Genomic DNA, 16,423 nt, shown 5'->3' with positions numbered 1-16,423 from the left:
GGTAGAGGAAGAGGCCCCGTATCATGCCAAAACTATTTATATAAAAAGAAGGGTCGATGGCCGTCGCGGCTCCCGCACGTCACGGGTGGCCTTACTGCTCCGGATCCTGAAAAATTGTGCGGACCAGTTTTTTTCCCTGTTGCAGGGCGGTCTTGTGCTGCCGACAGAAGGCGGCTGCGCCTTGTGCGGAAAGCTGGGCGGCCCCGTAGTTCATGCCTGCGTTGCTTTGCAGGCATGCAGCCAAGCCTTCCGCGGTGACGTCATCCAGAACGAGCAGGTGTGCATAGTACTCCTGTGGGATGCCGGGCAGACGGGAAGATATTACGGGCACGCCCGTGGCCATGTATTCCAGCAGCTTGGATGGAAAGGAATATTGCAGATAGGCGTCGCCCGGGATGCGTGCGTTGACCAGAAAGCTGGCGCTGCGCGACAGCGCCTTGACGTCTTCGGGAGGGATGCTGCCCAGATAGTGTATCTGCGGATGCTCGCTTGCGGCCCGGCTCACCTCTGCTTTCATGGAGCCTGCCCCACATAGGACCAGATGGACCTGGCCGCTCAGTTGCTTGACGGCGTGGATGAGAATGCCCACGCCATAGGGTTCAGCCAAGCCGCCGGCGTAGAAGACAAAGCCCTTGGTCAACCCGTACTTGTTCAGAATCTCGGAATCGCGCTGCATCTGCGCGGCGTCAGGCGCATCGCTGGCCTCTGCCACGCCTTCCAGGACTGCCGTGCGTTTGCCGTTCCAGGAGGGGCGCGAGCGGACCAGTTCGGAGGTGATTCCTATGATGCCCGTCGCCCGGTCGCTCAGGCTCAACACCAGTGATGTGTCGATCCGCTTCAGGAAACTGAATAGGCGGCTGCGTTTGACGCCGACATTCATGTACTGCGGCAGATCAGGGACGTAGATATAGAAGGGGATCCGAAACAATTTGGACAAGATCGCCGCAGAAAGCACTAGAGGAGTGTGCAGCGAGTACACCAGGATTGCCGAAGGACGCTCACGGCTTTGGCGCAGGGAGCGCCAGCCTGCCCTCAGGATCGAGATGGTGCGCGACATGTGGCTGAGAAAGGGCATGTTGATGTAGCCGACAGCCTGGGCTTGCTGTCCGTGGGCATCAACACCTTTGAACGCCTTCAGCAAGACGGTACGGTTGCGTGGAAAGATCCGCGCAGGGTACAGGCCGATCGTTTCGACCTCGACGTCGTTTTGCCGCAGACCATCGACGATCCGGGATTCCAGCTTGCGCGCGGCGTACTGATGATCCTTTTCCGCCCTGTCGTGCAGGTCGAAATACGCCTGTGGGCAGAAGAAACCCAGGTGCAGCAATCGTTTTTTTTCAGACACGATTTTTTCCGTTATCGCATTCAGGGTATGGATTTGCGCGCGGAATGCGCGGAGATCCCGGCTGGCGCAGACAAGACCAGGAACAACGCGGCCAATGTCGCATATAGGCCGATGGTACGCATGCCCCGGAACATCAGTTCGGTAAGGCCGAATGTCGCAAATCCCAGACAGACGACGAGACCCATGGCGGCAGCGCATTTGCCGTCCGAACTCCCCTGGCGCACGCGTCTGAGGAAATAGGCGCTAGGCGCAAGATATATGGCGAGCAGCGCTGCGAGCCCTGGCAGACCGTAGTTGGCCATGGCGTACAGCAGGTCGTTGTGAGGCTCGCCAAAGTTTGCAGCAACCGTTGGCGAAACCTTGCCGCGCGCAGCCTGTTCCTGCAACTTTTCAGGGAATAGGCTACTGCTTCCATTGCCGGTGAGCGGCGCGGCGCGGAACATTCTCCAGGAGGCGGACCATAGTTGAAGCCGTGTGCATATCGAAGTATCCGCCAATCGGTCATTGCGACATTGAACGACTTCGTTGGTCGCCAGTTCTACGCGGCTGCGCAAATCGTGATTGGCGTAGAGGACCGCCGCGCAGCCAACAATGACCGTGGCAAATATGCCCGCCTTCAGAACCCATCGCCGTTGGCCGGTCAGAGCCAGTGCCACGAGGGAAAAGACGGGGACCGCCAGCCAACCGCCGCGGGTCAAAGTCAGCGTGAAGGCGTAGATCGCCACCCCGCCGGATGCAAGCTTCGCGGCGGCTTCAAGCCTGGGCCAGCGCGTCGTGCGCAGCCCCAGCGCGAACAGCATGAGCACGCCCAGAAGCAAGGTCAGGTTGCCGTAGGAGACAGCATTGTATTCCTCGGGTTCCGGCCGTCTGCCGGTGGTCCAGGCCAGATGGATGATGGTGATGCTGGCGACCCAGGTGGCTGTCGCGATGCCCCACAGGGCGAGTTTGAGCCTTTCGCGGTCGACCTGCGCCAGGGCGGCGACGATCAATGCTATCGCCCAGAACCGGAGGCCGCGTTCAAGATCCGATCCATGCAATCTCGTATGCAACAAGGCAGAGCTGAGTAGCGGCGTCAACGGAACCAGTGCCAGCAACGCAACCAGAGGCCAGTAGCGATGCCAGTACGGAGTACGAGATGGTTCGGATTGGCGAACCAGGAGGCCGGCCACGCTGAAGACGCAGGCAGCGTAGAACGCAGCGCTGCCCCCGCGGCTGGTGCTGACGGTCAGGACCGGCAGCAAGCCGATACAAAGCGGCAGGGCTACATCGCATACGTTCTTGACTGCCCGGGAAAACTGGGGAGGCGTGGCGACGTCCATGGAAGCAATCCTGGGCAAATACTGATTGGTAGTGGCGTCGCGCTGGGAAGGAAAAACTACCCAGGTGCAGGGGCATTCGGGGCAAGTTGCCCCGATGCCGTTTGCCCGTCAGCAGCTAGATCAGTATTTTTTCCACACGGTACGGTTTACGTAATCCGTATAGCTATGGATGATCCGCACCACTTTTTCCGCCACGTTAGGCATGCTGTAGTCGGCCACCTGGCGCAGGCTGCGCTCGGCTCCCCGCCCTTGCTTCTCCAGGATGGAGAGCCCTTGCAGCACGCGGTCCAGCTCCAGGCCGACCATCATGACGGAAGCTTCCTCGAAGCCTTCAGGGCGCTCGTGGGCTTCGCGAATATTAAGTGCGGGAAAATTGAGAATGGAAGATTCTTCCGTGATGGTGCCGCTGTCGGAAAGCACCGCGCGGGCGTCTTTCTGCAGTTTGACATAATCGTGGAAGCCAAGCGGCTTGAGCAGACGCACCAGCGGATCAAATTGCAGCTGTTGCGCGTCAATACGCTTCTGCGTGCGCGGATGCGTGGAAACGATCACGGGCTTGCCGTAAGTCGTGGCCAGACCATTGAAGATGTCCGCGAGCTTGCGAAGATTGATCTCGGAATCGACGTTCTCTTCGCGGTGAGCGCTGATGACAAAGTACTCGCCCTCAGTCAGACCCAGCCGCGAGAGAGCGTCCGAGGCGTCGATCGACGGCGCGTAGTGCGTCAGCACCTCGAACATCGGGCTGCCGGTCTTGATGACGCGGTCCGGAGGGCAACCTTCTGCCAGCAGATATTCGCGGGCAATGCTGCTGTAAGTGAGGTTGATGTCGGAGGTATGGTCGACGATACGCCGGTTTGTCTCTTCCGGCACACGCTGATCGAAACAGCGGTTTCCGGCTTCCATGTGGAAAATGGGAATCTTACGGCGTTTGGCGGGAATGGCGGCCAAGCAGCTATTGGTGTCACCTAAGATGAGGACGGCTTCGGGCTGCGTTTCGGCCAGAACCTTGTCGACGGCAATGATGACGTTGCCGATCGTCTCGGCGGCGGTGCCTCCCGCCGCGTTGAGGAAGCGGTCCGGGCGGCGGACGCCGAGATCACTGAAGAAGATCTCATTCAGTTCGTAGTCGTAGTTCTGGCCGGTATGGACGATGATGTGATCACAGTATTCGTCCAGCTTGGCCATGACGCGCGACAAGCGGATGATTTCGGGACGCGTACCAAGGACGGTAACGACTTTGAGTTTCTTGGTCATCTTGGATAATTAGACTTTGTGGCCGATGGTGTCGGGATTCTGCCGGTCGAAGATCTCGTTCGCCCATAGCATGACGACCATGTCGCCCTCGCCGATATTGGTGATGTCGTGCGCCCAGCCGGGAATGGTCTCGACGATGGTGGGCTCGTCGCCATTGGTGAGGATTTCGAACGTCTCGTCCGTCACGATATGGCGGAAACCGAAACGAGCCGAACCCTTGATGACCAGGAATTTCTCGGTCTTTGTGTGGTGATAATGGCCACCGCGCGTGATGCCTGGGAGCGCAGTGAAAAACGAAAACTGGCCAGCGTCGGGCGTCTTCAGCATCTCGACGAAAACACCGCGTTGGTCACCGTACTTGGGCACCGTGTAGGCGAACTGCGCCGGCTCCAGATAGCTCATGTAGGTCGAATACAGCGCGCGCGTGAAGCCAGTGCCCACGCGAGGCGTGATGAGCGTCTGGCGGCTTTCCTTGAAGCCGCGGATCTCCTCGGCCATGTCGCCGACGGTGGTGGAATAGATCGGCTCGACTTCCACGTACCCGTTAATGCCGGGCTCTTCGGCGAGCAAGGCGATCAAGGCTTTACAGACGTCGTCCACGTACACCAGGCGGACCTTGGCCGCAGGATCATTGATGGTGATTGGCAGGTCGTGCGCGATGTTGTGGCAGAAGGTTGCTACCGCAGAGTTGTAGTTCGGGCGGCACCATTTGCCGAACACATTGGGAAGGCGGAACAGGCGAACTGACGAGCCGGTCTGGCGCCCATAGGCGAGCAGCGCTTCTTCGGCTGCCAGTTTGCTGGCGCCGTAGGGATTTTCGAGCTCCGCCTGAATCGATGAGGTGTAGGCGATCGGCAAGGGGCGCTGGCGCTTGGCAGCGAAATCAATCAGCGATTGGGTCAATCCCTGGTTGATTTCCTTGAATTCAGCAGGATCTTTGGGGCGGTTTGAACCGGCCAGATGAAAGACGTAATCCGCTTCCTGGACCATGGCTTCCAGCTGGGCCAGCGTATGCTCGCGAGTGAATGCGAGTACTTCGAATTCGTCGCGTTCGCCTAGCAACACGCGCAGGTTCTTGCCGACGAATCCGTTGGCGCCGGTGATAAGCAGCTTCATTTAGCCCTCGGCTTCGGGGATGTCGTTGCGTTCGATGGCCTGGATGAAATCGAGCTTGCGCAGCAAGGTCACCATGCCGGCGACGTCCAGGCGTTCGGTATTGTGCGAGTTGTAGTCTTCGTATTGCGAAATCTTCGGTTCGCCTTGTTCCACGAACTTGCCGTAATTGAGATCGCGCAGATCGGGGGGCACGCGGTAGTACCCGCCCAGGTCCTCGGCGGCAGCCATTTCTTCGCGGCTCAACAGCGTTTCATAGAGTTTTTCGCCATGCCGCGTGCCGATGATGTTGATCGGATGCTCCGGCTTTTTAAGGATGGCGAGCAAGGCTTCGGCCAGCGTTTCGATCGTGGCGGCGGGAGCCTTCTGTACAAAGATATCGCCGTTCGTGCCATGCTCAAACGCATACAGCACCAGATCCACCGCATCTTCCAGCGTCATCATGAAACGGGTCATGTCGGGGTCGGTGATCGTGAACGGCGTACCGGCGCGGAATTGGTCGAAGAAGAGGGGGATGACCGAACCGCGCGACGCCATGACGTTGCCATAGCGGGTCCCACAGATCACGGTACCTTTGCCGTCGAGGTTGCGCGACTTGGCAACCATCACTTTTTCCATCATCGCCTTGGAAATGCCCATGGCGTTGATCGGATAAACGGCTTTGTCGGTGCTCAGGCATACGACGCGGCTGACATTATTGACAATGGCTGCTTCGAGTACGTTCTCGGTGCCCAGGACGTTGGTCCGCACAGCTTCCATCGGGTGGAATTCGCACGAAGGGACTTGCTTGAGCGCTGCGGCATGAAAAATGAAATCGACGCCGCGGGTGGCATTCAGGATGCTTGTGTAGTCGCGCACGTCTCCGATGTAGAACTTCAATTTCGGATTGTTGAAGCGCTTCCGCATATCGTCCTGCTTTTTTTCATCGCGGCTGAAAATGCGGATTTCGCCGATATCGGAATTAATGAACTGTTTCAGAACGGCATTGCCGAAAGAACCCGTGCCTCCGGTTATTAGCAAGGTCTTGTCGCAGAAGGTTTTATTGCTCATGGCTTATATATACTAATTATGGCAGCGGGTTTATTTAATTGAATTCAGGACGGAGTATATTCAATCACGAGCTTTTTGAGCATCGCCTTGGGGGCCATTTCATCGCCCGTAGTGAAAGAATATTCCATGCTTTCGAGTTCTTTCATCAATTCGTCATAAGGAATGCTATGTTCCTTCGACTGCATGATCCGAGGGTGTTGCGTAGGCGAGACATCTCCGCCGATCAGGAGTTCTTCGTAGAGTTTCTCTCCGGGGCGTAGGCCCGTGATCCGGATTTCGATGTCGCCGTCGGGGAATTCTGGCGTGCGGACGGTCAGGCCATGCAGTTGAATCATGCGTTTGGCCAGGTCGTATATGCGGACCGGTTCCCCCATGTCCAGGACGAAAACCGAGCCCGAGGCTCCCATGGCTCCTGCCTGCAGCACCAATTGTGCTGCTTCCGGGATGGTCATGAAGTACCGGGTAATGTCCGAATGTGTCAATGTCACTGGCCCGCCGTTCTGGATTTGCCGATTGAACAGGGGGACGACGCTGCCCGAGCTACCCAGCACATTGCCGAACCGCACCATCGAGAAGCGGGTGCCGGTTTGGATGTCCGCCAGCGCCTGCAGTACCAATTCGGCCAGGCGCTTGGTTGCGCCCATGACATTGGTGGGCCGGACAGCCTTATCGGTGGAAATCAGCACAAAATCCTTGACGCCGGATTCGATGGCGGCGCGGGCGAAGGACAGGGTTCCGAAGGCATTGGTGCTAATGCCTTCGCGGATGTTGTGTTCGACCAGGGGGACATGCTTATAGGCCGCCGCGTGATAGATGGTCTCGACGCCATACTTGCGCATATGTTCTGCACAATTCCGCTGATCACCCACGGAGCCCAGCAGCAGCACGATCTCCACATTCTGCGAATTGATCCCGGCAAGGTCCTGGCCGATCGTGTACAGGGCAGGCTCGGAGATTTCCAGCAAGACCAGGCGGCGGGGCTGCAGCGCCAGGATCTGGCGGCACAATTCGGAGCCGATGGAGCCGCCAGCTCCAGACACCATGACTACATGCCCAGTTACATATCGGCCCAACAGCGCGGGCAGCGGCGCCACGGCATCGCGGCCCAGGAGGTCTTCGATCTGAAGGTCGCGAGCTTTCAGGCCGCCGGCCTGGTCGACCATTTCGTGCAGATTCGGCACAATCCGGACCCGGATACTGTGCTGCGAACCGATCTCCACCATGTTGTTGATTTGTTCGCGCGAAGCCGTCGGCTTGGCAATCAAGATCTGGCCGATATTGTAGCGTTCCACGAGTTCGCCTACGTCGCTCGTAGGGTGAGTGCGCAGACCAGCGGCCATCAGGCCAGTTTTATCCCGGTCGTCGTCGACCAGCGCGATCGGGCGGTAATGCGAGCTGTTGCGCAAGGCGAGCGCCAGTTGGCTGCCAGCCGGGCCTGCACCGTAGATCAGCACACGGACGACGCTATCCCGCGGTACATCGCCAAGCCGGTGGCGAGGAAACAAGGTCTTGAGGGCCGCCAGCCGCACGCCGAGCAGCAGCACCAGGGACACAACGCCGTAAATGGTCAATACGCCGCGCGAAAGTCCCGAGGACATCTGCAGAAAGAGGCTGCAGGCGGTGACGGTCATGATTGACACCAGTACGCCCCCTACTATGACAAGGGCGACACGGTCCGTCATATACCGCAGCACGTATTGATAGGTGCCAAATACGACTAGCGCGAAGATGCCGCTGGCACACGCGGCAAATGACAGCAAAAGATAGTCTGGTGTTGTAAAAAATAGCTCGAAACGAAGCCATAATGCCAACTGGAAAGCGCCAAACAGAATCAGCGCGTCCAGCAAAATGGCAAGTGCTCTTTTGGCTGATCTCGGGAGGTCCACGAGCGCTTGCCGAACTGCACCGATTGAGGTACGCAAAGTCACACCGACTGATAAAGGGAGTTGGGGGGGTGCGTGATTGTATCAATACGCCGTTGAGGTAGAGTACCGCCCCTGCGCCGCGGGCTGGCGAAGGCGCCGAGAACAGCTTGCGCGGCGCCGCCATCCAAGGTGCTGCAATATGCGGCGCCCAAGGGGGGCACGATGCGAAGATTAAATGGGGGCGCATTACTTGCGCCCGGAGTTACTGACCGGCGGAGTCGGACGAGTTAGTCCGGCAAGTACGAATGTCCTGCCGGCAATGGTCGGGGGCGTGCCGCTTTCTGAACAACAACTTGCGAAAATATGATGAGCAAAATTTTAGTCACGGGCGGAACGGGATTTGTCGGGCAACGAGTGGTGCGGGATCTGTTGGCGCAAGGACACTCGTTGCGATTGTTGACACGCCGGCCGCTGAGCGATGAGCGTGTCGAAGTGAGCAATATCCCCGATATGACGGATGAGACGGCGCTGATGGAGGCCATGTCGGGGATGGAGGCTGTCTGCCATCTTGCGGGGCGAGCTCACGTGTTGGGTGCCCCACCTGCCGATCACGAACTCCTGTTCGAGCAAGTGAACGTGGAATGGACCTGCAGACTGGCGGACACCGCCTTTCGTTCCGGAGTGAAGCGGTTCGTGTTCGTCAGTTCCATTGGCGCGGTGGGAACGTCCAGCGAGGCGGGGGCTCCGTTGACCGAGCAGACGGAATGCCACCCGACTACGCCCTACGGCAAGTCCAAATTGAAAGCGGAACAGAAGTTGGCCGAGCTGGCGCAGCGCCATGGCGCCGAACTGGTGATCGTCCGGCCTCCGCTGGTTTACGGCAAGGGCGCGCCGGGCAATATGGCGCGGATGGCTCGGTGGGTTCGGGCCGGCGTGCCGCTGCCATTGCGCAACGTGCGCAATCAACGCAGCCTGGTGCATGTGGATAACCTGTCGGCCGCGCTATTGGCTTGCTTGCAGCACCCTGATGCGCCTGGTCATGTATTCCATGTGCGGGACCTGCAGGACTATTCGACACCGGATATTTTGCGGGGCGTGGCCAAGGATGTCGGTCGGCCAGCGCGTTTGATTCCTTTCCCGTCTTTCATGCTGCGTATGTTGGCGCAGGCTGCGGGGCAGCGTGGCGCATATGAGCAGCTTACGGGCACCCTGCAGGTCGATGACGCTTCTATCCGCAAGACGCTGCAATTCATGCCTAGATCCTTGCCGTTCGAGGTTGTCTGAGTCGGCATAGGAATAGATATTTGAAAGTTTTTTCAAGGCGTTCCTGCCTGGATGAGGGCTGTTGGCCTGATAAAACGCGGCCGCATGACTCGTGCAGTTTGTTGTAAATTGCCGAAATTCTTTGCTGCGGATGCCGCCCTGCATCGGCGGATGATTCCGACTCCGCGTCACGCGGTCTTTTGTGCTTTTGTCAATGCCAACACGCATCCTCATTGTTCGCACTTCGTCGCTAGGCGATCTGGTGCATATGCTGCCCGCCATATCCGATATCGCCCGGCATGTGCCGGACGCGGAGATCGACTGGATTGCAGAAGAAGCTTTTGCGGACATCCCGGCATGGCATCCCGCAGTCAGTGAAGTCATCAAGGTGGCCCATCGGCGCTGGCGCAAGGCCTGGTGGTCAGCCCAGGTTCGGGCTGAGCGCCGCGCGCTGAAGGAGCGCCTGCGGTCCAAGCAGTACGACATCGTGCTCGACATGCAGGCGCTACTGAAATCCGCCTGGCTGGTGCGCCAGACCCGTGGCGTGCGGCATGGGCTGGACTGGCGTTCGGCGCGCGAACCGCTGGCGTCGTTGTTCTACAACGTGCGGCATCGGGTGGAGTTCTGGCAACCGGCGGTGATCCGCCAGCGCAAGCTTGCCGCCTTGACGTTCGGTTACCAGTACGCCGGCGTGCCCGATTTTGGTCTGCAGGCTTTTGCGCGCCAGGCGACACAGGCTGCGGCGGACCCGGTGCTGGAAGTCGGCAGCGAGGGCCTGAATGTCGGTGAGCTGCCACGTTTGCACCACCTGGACACAGACCGCGGCTACGCCGTGATCATGCCGTCGGCCAGCCGCGACGACAAGCTCTGGCCCGAGGAGGACTGGCGCGTCGTTTTCCGCCGTCTTCGCGAGGCCGGCTGCACCCTGAAACTGTTGGCAGGAAATGAGCAGGAGGCCGAGCGCGCCCGCTTGCTGATTGCCGGCATGGACGGCGCCGAGGTGATGCCCCGCATGGATCTGAGCATGGTGGCGCGCCTGTTGGCCGGGTCCCGCATGATGGTGGGGTTGGATAGCGGCCTGACCCATCTGTCGGCCGCGTTGGGCCGTCCCACCATCGGCATCTATCGAGCCTCCACGCCGGTACGTACGCCGCTGGTCGGCTCCAGCTACACCGCCAGCCTGGGCGACCGCGGGGCCTCGCCTTCGCGCGAGGCCGTGATGGCGGCAGTGGAGCAGGCTTTGGCTGCCCAGTGACATGAACCGCGGCGTCTACTCTCTGGCGCTCAGGGCTCTGTCACCGCTGGTCTGGCTCTGGATGGGGCGCCGCGCCCGGCGCGCAGGCGGCCAATGGGAAATCTTCTCTGCCGAGCGCTTCGGCCACGCCGCGGTGGCTGCCACGTCTTCTGCGTCCTGGGCGGCTCCCGTCTGGGTGCATGCGGTCAGCCTGGGCGAGACCCGCGCGGCACAGCCCTTGTTGCAGGCTTTGCTGGATCGGGGCCTGCCGGTGCTGCTCACGCATATGACGGCCACCGGCCGGGCCGAGGGCGCACACCAGTACGCCGACGCGATCGCCCGCGGGCAGTTGCGCCAGGCATGGCTGCCTTATGACTTTCCCGGCGCGACTCGCCGTTTCATGGCGGCCTACCGGCCGCGTTGCGGCTTGCTCATCGAACGCGAGATCTGGCCGAACCTGCTGGCCGCCGCGCGCGGCGCTGGCGTACCCATGGCGCTGGTCAGCGCCCGGTTCTCGGCGTCGTCGCTGAGGCAGGCGGGCAGGATGGGCAGTGTGATGCGCGAAGCCCTGGGCGGACTGGATGCGGTGCTGGCGCAAACCGCGGAGGACGCTGAGCGGCTGGTTCAGGCGGGGGCGCCGCAGCCGGTCGTGACGGGCAATCTGAAATTCGATCTGGTCCTGCCGGCGGCGCGAGTTGCCGCGGGGCAGGCTTGGCGCGAACGGCTGGGCCGGCGCGTGGTGGCGGTGGCCAGTACGCGCGAAGGCGAGGACAGCGGTTTCATCGAGGCCATCAAGCGCCATGCCGCCATGCCGGGCGCGCCCCTGTTCCTGTTGATTCCGCGCCATCCACAGCGTTTTGACGAGGCTGCGCGGCTGCTGTCGGAGGCCGGGATGCCGTATGCCCGGCGGTCCGAGGGCGAGGCGCCGGGGCCGGATACGGCGGTGCTGCTGGGCGACACGCTGGGCGAGATGGCGTTCTACTACGCTGCTTCGGACGCCGCGATCGTGGCGGGCAGCTTCGCGCCGCTGGGCGGGCAGAACCTGATCGAGGCCTGCGCGGCGGGCGTGCCGGTCATCGTGGGTCCGCATACGTTCAACTTCAAGCAGGCAGCGGAAGACGCCATCGCGGCGGGGGCCGCGTTGCGCGCGGCCGATGCCGTTGAGGCGGTGGATGCAGCGATGGCATTGCTGGCGGACGAGTCGCGCCGCCAGCATGCGGCAGAGGCGGCACTGGCATGGTTCCGCATGCATTCGGGCGCCACGGAGCGCACGCTGGACGCGTTGGCGCCGTGGCTGGAGGCGAGAAGGGCGGGCTAGCGCCAACCTCGGCAGGCGCGCGCGCCGGACGGGGCTTCAGGGCGCGGCGCGGGGAGGCGTCGTCTTGGGAACCAAGGTCACCGCGTCCGGATTCAGTTGCTGGTTGAAGCGGCGCGGATCGCGGCCTTCGTCCTCGGGGCGCACACCCAGCCAACCCTGGCCCAGCGCATAGACCCCCAGATTCGCAAGCAGGATGAGGATGAAAAGCACGCGCATGGCCGGGGGCTCCGTTCAGGCGTCGACGTCCAGGGTGGCGCGGGCAATCGCGGCCAGCCCGTCCAGGACGGGGTGATCGAGATAAATCGGCACGGGTGCGGCGCCGAAGGCGCCGCCAGCATCCGCCAGCAAGCGTTCGATTTCCTGGTGCACTTCGGGCCAGCCGCCGCCCGCCGCGTAGATTTGCGGCGTCTGGCCGTAGCGTTGGCGTCCGGCCAGCCATTGGCGCACGACCGCGCCGGCCTGCGCGGCGGCGATGCCCGAGGCGATGGCTTCGTGCGTGTCCGTGGGATAGGCCACGACTTGGCCGTTGGCGATGGGGAGATTGGCGGTGCCGTGGGCCAGGGCGCTGCGCATCATGGCCGGACCGGGCAGGATCAGGCCGCCGGCGAAGACATTGTCCGGGCCGACGGTGTCGATGGTGGTGGCGGTGCCGAAGCTGGCCAGCACGAAGGGCGGGTGCGCACCGGGCAGGCGCGACAGCACGCCCAGCAGCGAGGCCCAGCGGTCGGCGCCCAGTTGCGTGGGCGTCTTGTAGCTGTTGACCAGCCCCAGCGTGCTTGCCTGCGATGGCGACCAGACCACCGTGCAGCCGTGCTTTAGCAGAATGGCGGCGATGGCTGCGCCACGGGCCTCGCCGGCCACATTGACCCCAAGCGCGCGCAAAGGGCGGCGCGGCAAGGTGGACAGCCAGCGGTCCAGGGCGTCCAGGTCCAGACCGTCGAAGGCGACCGCCGCCGGCTCGCGCGGCGTGTCGGGGTTGCCGGCGTCCAGCCAACCCACCTTGAGACGGCTGTTGCCGGAGTCGATGAGAATAATCATGCTTGGCGTCGAATCGAGATTTCACCGACCAGGATCGGCTGGATGCCCTCGGGCGTTTGCACCAGCAGGCGGCCTTGCTCGTCCACGCCGCAGGCGGTGCCGCTTAGAAGAATAGCGCCCTTGTCCAGCACGTTGACCTTGCGGCCGGCCAAAGCGTCCACCTGGTCGAAGCGTTGCCTGAAGGCGCCAAAGCCTTCACGCTCCAGGGTTTGGACCGTTTCGAGCCAGGCCATGGCGCTGGCGCAGACCAGGTCGGCGGCGGCTGCCAGGCGGGCCGCGCCCGCCTGCACCTGGCACCAGTCGGCGACTTCGCGCCCCAGCGCGAGCGACAGCCGGGCGGCGTCGACCAGGTTCACGCCCATGCCGATGACGACCGTATGGCCGGTTTCGCTGCCGCCGGGATTGCGGGTGGTCTCCACCAGCACGCCTGCCAGTTTGGCGTCGTGCCATTGCACGTCGTTGGGCCACTTCATGCACAGTCCGGTAGCGTGCGGGCCGGCGACGGTGCGCAAGGCCTCGCAGGCGGCTATGCCGGCCAGGGGCGATAGCGCGGGCAGTTGCGCGGGCGGCAGGTGTACGTTGAAGGCACAGGAGAACATCAGCGTGGAACCCGCGCGGTTCTGCCAGGGGCGGCCGGCGCGGCCTCGCCCGGTTTCCTGCAGGTGCGTGCCCAGCAGCCAGGGCTTGCCGCCGGCGCCGGCGCGTGCGCGGGCCAGGAGATCGGCGTTGGTCGATCCGGTGCTGCCGGTCCAGGCGATGTCCTGGAAGGCGGGCAGGCGTGTGTTGAGCGCGCGGGCCAGGGCTTCAGGCGCGGGCAGGTCGATGGGGCTGGCTTGAGCGGACATATGGCGGCGATTGTAGGGCACGCGGCCCGCGCTCGCGGTTGGCCAGCGCCAGCGTTTATGATTGGCGATACATTTTGCACCGGTATTCTGTTTTCATGCCGCATTCCGCTACGTCCGCACCTGCCGCCGCCGCGCCTTTCCGCTTCGAAGGGGGCGTGTGCCATGTAGCCGGCGACTGGAGCGTGCTGGCGCTGGCCGAGCCTGGCGAGGTGCAGCGCCGCCGCGAGGCGCTGGCCTGCGCCACCGATGGGGGCGCGCGCTGGGATCTGCACGGCATCGGCCGGCTGGACACCATCGGCGCGCTGCTGATCTGGGAGGCCTGGGGCTACAAGCTGCCCGAGCGCGTACGCTGGTCGGCCGGCCAGCAGGATGTTTTCAACGCACTGGCCATGAACAAGGGCGAGGCCCCGGCCGCGGCGCCCAAGCGGGATCCCTGGAGCTGGCTGCGCGCCGTGGGCGAGGCGATCTTCCAGGCGATCGACAACGGCCGCGCCTTGCTCGTCATGCTGGGGCAACTGGTCCTGGACTTCGGCGGCATGCTGCGCCGCCCGCGATTGGGGCCCTGGCGCGAGATTTCGGCGCAGGTGTACCGCACTGGCGCGCAGGCGCTGGGCATTACGGCGCTGGTCGGCTTCCTGATCGGGGTGGTGCTGTCCTACCTGTCGGCGCAGCAGTTGCAGATGATAGGCGCCGATCGCTTCATCGTGCGGCTGCTGGGCGTGTCCATCGTGCGCGAACTGGGTCCGGTACTGGCCGCCATCCTGGTCGCGGGCCGTTCGGGTTCCGCGATCACGGCGCAGATCGGCGTGATGCGGGTGACGCAGGAACTGGATGCCATGCTGGTCATGGGCATTTCGCACGGGCAGCGCCTGATCCTGCCGCGAGTGGTGGCGCTGGCCGTGACCATGCCGCTGCTGGTGCTGTGGACGGACGCCATGGCGATCCTGGGCGGCATGCTGGCCGCGCAGCTGCAGCTGGGCGTATCGGCGCAATGGTTCCTGCAGTCGCTGCCGGATGCGATTTCGTTGACCAACTACTGGATCGGCATCTTGAAGGGCGTGACCTTCGGCATGCTGATCGCGCTGATCGCCTGCCATTTCGGCCTGCGCATCCAGCCCAACACGGAAAGCCTGGGGCGCGGCACCACCACGTCGGTGGTCACCTCGATTACCGGCGTGATCCTGCTGGACGCGCTCTACGCCGTGATCTTCAGCTCGGTGGGCATTTGATGAACAGCGCCGCCCAGCACAAGCTGTTCGCCGAGGACGGCGTCACCGTAGAACCGGTCATCACGGTGCGCGGCTTGCGCACGGCGTTCGGCGACCACGTGGTGCACGACAATCTGGACCTGACCGTCTTTCCGGGCGAGATCCTGGTGCTGGTGGGAGGCTCGGGCACGGGCAAGACGGTGCTGCTGCGGCAGATCATCGGGCTGGACCGGCCGGCCGCGGGCACGGTGCGGGTGCTGGGGCATGCGCTGTTCGAACTGACGGCGGGCGAACGCCGGCGGCTGTCCTACCGCTGGGGCATGCTGTTCCAGGCGGGGGCATTGTTTTCCGCGCTGTCGGTGTTCGACAATGTGGCCTTGCCGCTGCGCGAACTGCGCACGGTGCCGGAAGACCTGGTGCGCGACGTCGTCATGTGCCGGCTGGCGATGGTGGGCCTGTCGGCCCGCGACGCCGACAAGCGGCCTTCGGACCTGTCCGGCGGCATGGTCAAGCGCGTGGCGCTGGCGCGCGCGCTGTCGCTGGATCCGGAACTGTTGTTCCTGGACGAGCCCACCGCCGGCCTGGACCCGCTGCGGTCCGATGAATTCGTGGACCTGGTGCGCAGCCTGCACCGGCAATTGGGATTTACCGTCGTCATGGTGACGCACGACCTGGACACGCTGCTGGCGTTGGCCACGCGCGTCGCCGTGCTGGCGGACAAACGGGTGATCGTGTGCGACACGGTGCCGGAAGTATTGAAGGTCGATCACCCGTTCATTCACACGTTCTTCCTGGGCGAGCGCGGTTTGCGCGCGCTGGGGGATCTGGCGCCGAAGGGATTGCATCATGGAAAACCGTAGTCATGCGCTCATGGCCGGCATCTTCACGCTGGTCCTGCTGGCCGCAGCCGCCCTGGTGGCCATCTGGATCGGACGCGACCGGACTCAGCTGCAGCCATACGAAATCATCTCCGCCACTGCCGTCAGCGGCCTGAACCCGCAGTCGACGGTGCGCTACCAGGGCGTGCCGGTGGGCAAGGTGCAGTCGCTGGCCCTGAACCCGGACAAGCCCGGGCAGGTGCGCATCCGCATCGGGGTGGCGCCGAACACGCCGATCACCGAATCCACCTGGGCCGAGCTGGGCGTGCAGGGCGTGACCGGCATGTCCAACGTAGAGCTGCGCGACGACGGCACGTCGATGAAGCGGCTGGCGTCGTCGGCCGCGCATCCGGCCGCCATTCCGTTGCGCCCCGGCTTTCTCGATCGCATCGAGCAGCGCGGCGGCAAGCTGATCTCGAACGTGGAAGAAGTCACCGAACAACTGCGGCGCGTGCTGAGCGAGCAGAACGTGCAGGCGCTCACCGCCAGCCTGCAGAACGCTACCGATATCACCCAATCGCTCAGGGCTGCCAGCCAGGATCTGGGCCCCACGCTGGCCAAGCTCGGCCCTCTGATGGAATCCTTGGACAAGACCTCGCGCCAGGCCGACCGCGCCGCGCGCGAAGTTGGCGACCTGGCCGCGCAGGCCCGCCAGTCGCTGGCGCGCCTGAACGCGCCCGGCGGCCCCCTATC

The 16,423-nt window shown here is 63.0% G+C and carries 15 protein-coding genes; 6 read left to right on the top strand and 9 right to left on the bottom strand.

The window, feature by feature from the left end:
* Nucleotides 1-91: 91 nt before the first annotated feature.
* The 6 genes from WBB14_RS01350 to WBB14_RS01325 form a co-directional block, all read right to left on the bottom strand.
* Nucleotides 92-1,345 carry a glycosyltransferase gene (locus WBB14_RS01350; RefSeq protein ID WP_424238237.1) on the bottom strand — a complete coding sequence of 418 codons (1,254 nt, stop codon included), beginning with the start codon at nucleotides 1,343-1,345 and terminating at the stop codon, nucleotides 92-94.
* A 20-nt stretch (nucleotides 1,346-1,365) separates the two neighbouring features.
* Nucleotides 1,366-2,664, bottom strand: coding sequence for an O-antigen ligase family protein (locus WBB14_RS01345; protein WP_424238236.1), 1,299 nt, complete (start codon nucleotides 2,662-2,664; stop codon nucleotides 1,366-1,368).
* A gap of 120 nt (nucleotides 2,665-2,784) precedes the next feature.
* On the bottom strand, nucleotides 2,785-3,918 hold the full coding sequence (gene wecB, locus WBB14_RS01340) for a non-hydrolyzing UDP-N-acetylglucosamine 2-epimerase (RefSeq protein WP_424238235.1): 1,134 nt from the start codon (nucleotides 3,916-3,918) through the stop codon (nucleotides 2,785-2,787).
* Between the two features lie 9 nt (nucleotides 3,919-3,927).
* Nucleotides 3,928-5,034, bottom strand: a complete 1,107-nt coding sequence (gene wbjC / locus WBB14_RS01335; RefSeq protein ID WP_424238234.1) for a UDP-2-acetamido-2,6-beta-L-arabino-hexul-4-ose reductase — start codon at nucleotides 5,032-5,034, stop codon at nucleotides 3,928-3,930.
* Entirely contained in the window at nucleotides 5,035-6,081 is a 1,047-nt protein-coding gene (locus WBB14_RS01330) for a polysaccharide biosynthesis protein (RefSeq protein ID WP_424238233.1), read from the bottom strand. It lies immediately after the preceding gene.
* 44 nt (nucleotides 6,082-6,125) lie between these two features.
* Nucleotides 6,126-7,928: a polysaccharide biosynthesis protein gene (locus WBB14_RS01325; protein WP_424238232.1), complete on the bottom strand. Its 1,803-nt coding sequence runs from the start codon at nucleotides 7,926-7,928 to the stop codon at nucleotides 6,126-6,128.
* Between the two features lie 381 nt (nucleotides 7,929-8,309).
* Here WBB14_RS01325 and WBB14_RS01320 point away from each other — a divergent pair, with 381 nt between their 5' ends.
* The 3 genes from WBB14_RS01320 (at nucleotide 8,310) to WBB14_RS01310 (ending at nucleotide 11,761) form a co-directional block, all read left to right on the top strand.
* Nucleotides 8,310-9,230 carry an NAD-dependent epimerase/dehydratase family protein gene (locus WBB14_RS01320; protein WP_424238231.1) on the top strand — a complete coding sequence of 307 codons (921 nt, stop codon included), beginning with the start codon at nucleotides 8,310-8,312 and terminating at the stop codon, nucleotides 9,228-9,230.
* A gap of 193 nt (nucleotides 9,231-9,423) precedes the next feature.
* Nucleotides 9,424-10,464, top strand: coding sequence for a lipopolysaccharide heptosyltransferase I (gene waaC, locus WBB14_RS01315; RefSeq protein WP_424238230.1), 1,041 nt, complete (start codon nucleotides 9,424-9,426; stop codon nucleotides 10,462-10,464).
* A gap of 1 nt (nucleotide 10,465) precedes the next feature.
* The gene (locus WBB14_RS01310) at nucleotides 10,466-11,761 is read left to right on the top strand and encodes a 3-deoxy-D-manno-octulosonic acid transferase (RefSeq protein WP_424238229.1); all 1,296 of its coding nucleotides are present in this window, start codon (nucleotides 10,466-10,468) and stop codon (nucleotides 11,759-11,761) included.
* 36 nt (nucleotides 11,762-11,797) lie between these two features.
* Here the strand turns inward: WBB14_RS01310 and WBB14_RS01305 are convergent, their stop codons facing one another.
* From WBB14_RS01305 to WBB14_RS01295, 3 genes are read right to left on the bottom strand one after another with little or no spacing between them, the layout of a single operon-like run.
* Nucleotides 11,798-11,977 carry a hypothetical protein gene (locus WBB14_RS01305; protein ID WP_424238228.1) on the bottom strand — a complete coding sequence of 60 codons (180 nt, stop codon included), beginning with the start codon at nucleotides 11,975-11,977 and terminating at the stop codon, nucleotides 11,798-11,800.
* A 15-nt stretch (nucleotides 11,978-11,992) separates the two neighbouring features.
* Nucleotides 11,993-12,799, bottom strand: a complete 807-nt coding sequence (locus tag WBB14_RS01300) for a type III pantothenate kinase (RefSeq protein WP_424238227.1) — start codon at nucleotides 12,797-12,799, stop codon at nucleotides 11,993-11,995.
* Nucleotides 12,796-13,644 carry a biotin--[acetyl-CoA-carboxylase] ligase gene (locus tag WBB14_RS01295; protein WP_424238226.1) on the bottom strand — a complete coding sequence of 283 codons (849 nt, stop codon included), beginning with the start codon at nucleotides 13,642-13,644 and terminating at the stop codon, nucleotides 12,796-12,798. The genes WBB14_RS01300 and WBB14_RS01295 overlap by 4 nt, the downstream gene beginning before the upstream one ends.
* A gap of 95 nt (nucleotides 13,645-13,739) precedes the next feature.
* Between WBB14_RS01295 and WBB14_RS01290 the strand changes: the two genes are divergently transcribed.
* The 3 genes from WBB14_RS01290 to WBB14_RS01280 all read left to right on the top strand — a co-directional run.
* A complete protein-coding gene (locus WBB14_RS01290) occupies nucleotides 13,740-14,873 on the top strand; it encodes an MlaE family ABC transporter permease (RefSeq protein ID WP_424238225.1) in 1,134 nt (377 codons plus the stop codon).
* Nucleotides 14,873-15,712 (top strand): ABC transporter ATP-binding protein, encoded by an 840-nt coding sequence (locus WBB14_RS01285; protein WP_424238224.1) that lies wholly within the window; start codon nucleotides 14,873-14,875, stop codon nucleotides 15,710-15,712. Before WBB14_RS01290 ends, WBB14_RS01285 begins: the two co-directional genes overlap by 1 nt.
* On the top strand, nucleotides 15,699-16,423 hold a 725-nt coding region (locus WBB14_RS01280; protein ID WP_424238223.1), incomplete at its 3' end, for an MlaD family protein. The genes WBB14_RS01285 and WBB14_RS01280, both read left to right, overlap by 14 nt.

The sequence above is a fragment of the Achromobacter sp. genome, from assembly GCF_049647645.1.
Taxonomy (GTDB): Bacteria; Pseudomonadota; Gammaproteobacteria; order Burkholderiales; family Burkholderiaceae_B; genus Achromobacter.
The sequence above is the reverse complement of the archived record's forward strand: the minus strand, read 5'-3'. Positions and strand labels throughout refer to the sequence as shown.

Excerpts from the sequence above, each read along its gene's own strand:
- WBB14_RS01330 (WP_424238233.1), bottom strand. The coding sequence starts at position 6,081 with ATGAGCAATAAAACCTTCTGCGACAAGACCTTGCTAATAACCGGAGGC.
- WBB14_RS01295 (WP_424238226.1), bottom strand. The coding sequence starts at position 13,644 with ATGTCCGCTCAAGCCAGCCCCATCGACCTGCCCGCGCCTGAAGCCCTG.
- WBB14_RS01285 (WP_424238224.1), top strand. The coding sequence starts at position 14,873 with ATGAACAGCGCCGCCCAGCACAAGCTGTTCGCCGAGGACGGCGTCACC.
- WBB14_RS01320 (WP_424238231.1), top strand. The coding sequence starts at position 8,310 with ATGATGAGCAAAATTTTAGTCACGGGCGGAACGGGATTTGTCGGGCAA.
- WBB14_RS01290 (WP_424238225.1), top strand. The coding sequence starts at position 13,740 with ATGCCGCATTCCGCTACGTCCGCACCTGCCGCCGCCGCGCCTTTCCGC.
- WBB14_RS01300 (WP_424238227.1), bottom strand. The coding sequence starts at position 12,799 with ATGATTATTCTCATCGACTCCGGCAACAGCCGTCTCAAGGTGGGTTGG.
- WBB14_RS01345 (WP_424238236.1), bottom strand. The coding sequence starts at position 2,664 with ATGGACGTCGCCACGCCTCCCCAGTTTTCCCGGGCAGTCAAGAACGTA.
- wbjC (WP_424238234.1), bottom strand. The coding sequence starts at position 5,034 with ATGAAGCTGCTTATCACCGGCGCCAACGGATTCGTCGGCAAGAACCTG.
- waaC (WP_424238230.1), top strand. The coding sequence starts at position 9,424 with ATGCCAACACGCATCCTCATTGTTCGCACTTCGTCGCTAGGCGATCTG.
- wecB (WP_424238235.1), bottom strand. The coding sequence starts at position 3,918 with ATGACCAAGAAACTCAAAGTCGTTACCGTCCTTGGTACGCGTCCCGAA.
- WBB14_RS01305 (WP_424238228.1), bottom strand. The coding sequence starts at position 11,977 with ATGCGCGTGCTTTTCATCCTCATCCTGCTTGCGAATCTGGGGGTCTAT.
- WBB14_RS01310 (WP_424238229.1), top strand. The coding sequence starts at position 10,466 with ATGAACCGCGGCGTCTACTCTCTGGCGCTCAGGGCTCTGTCACCGCTG.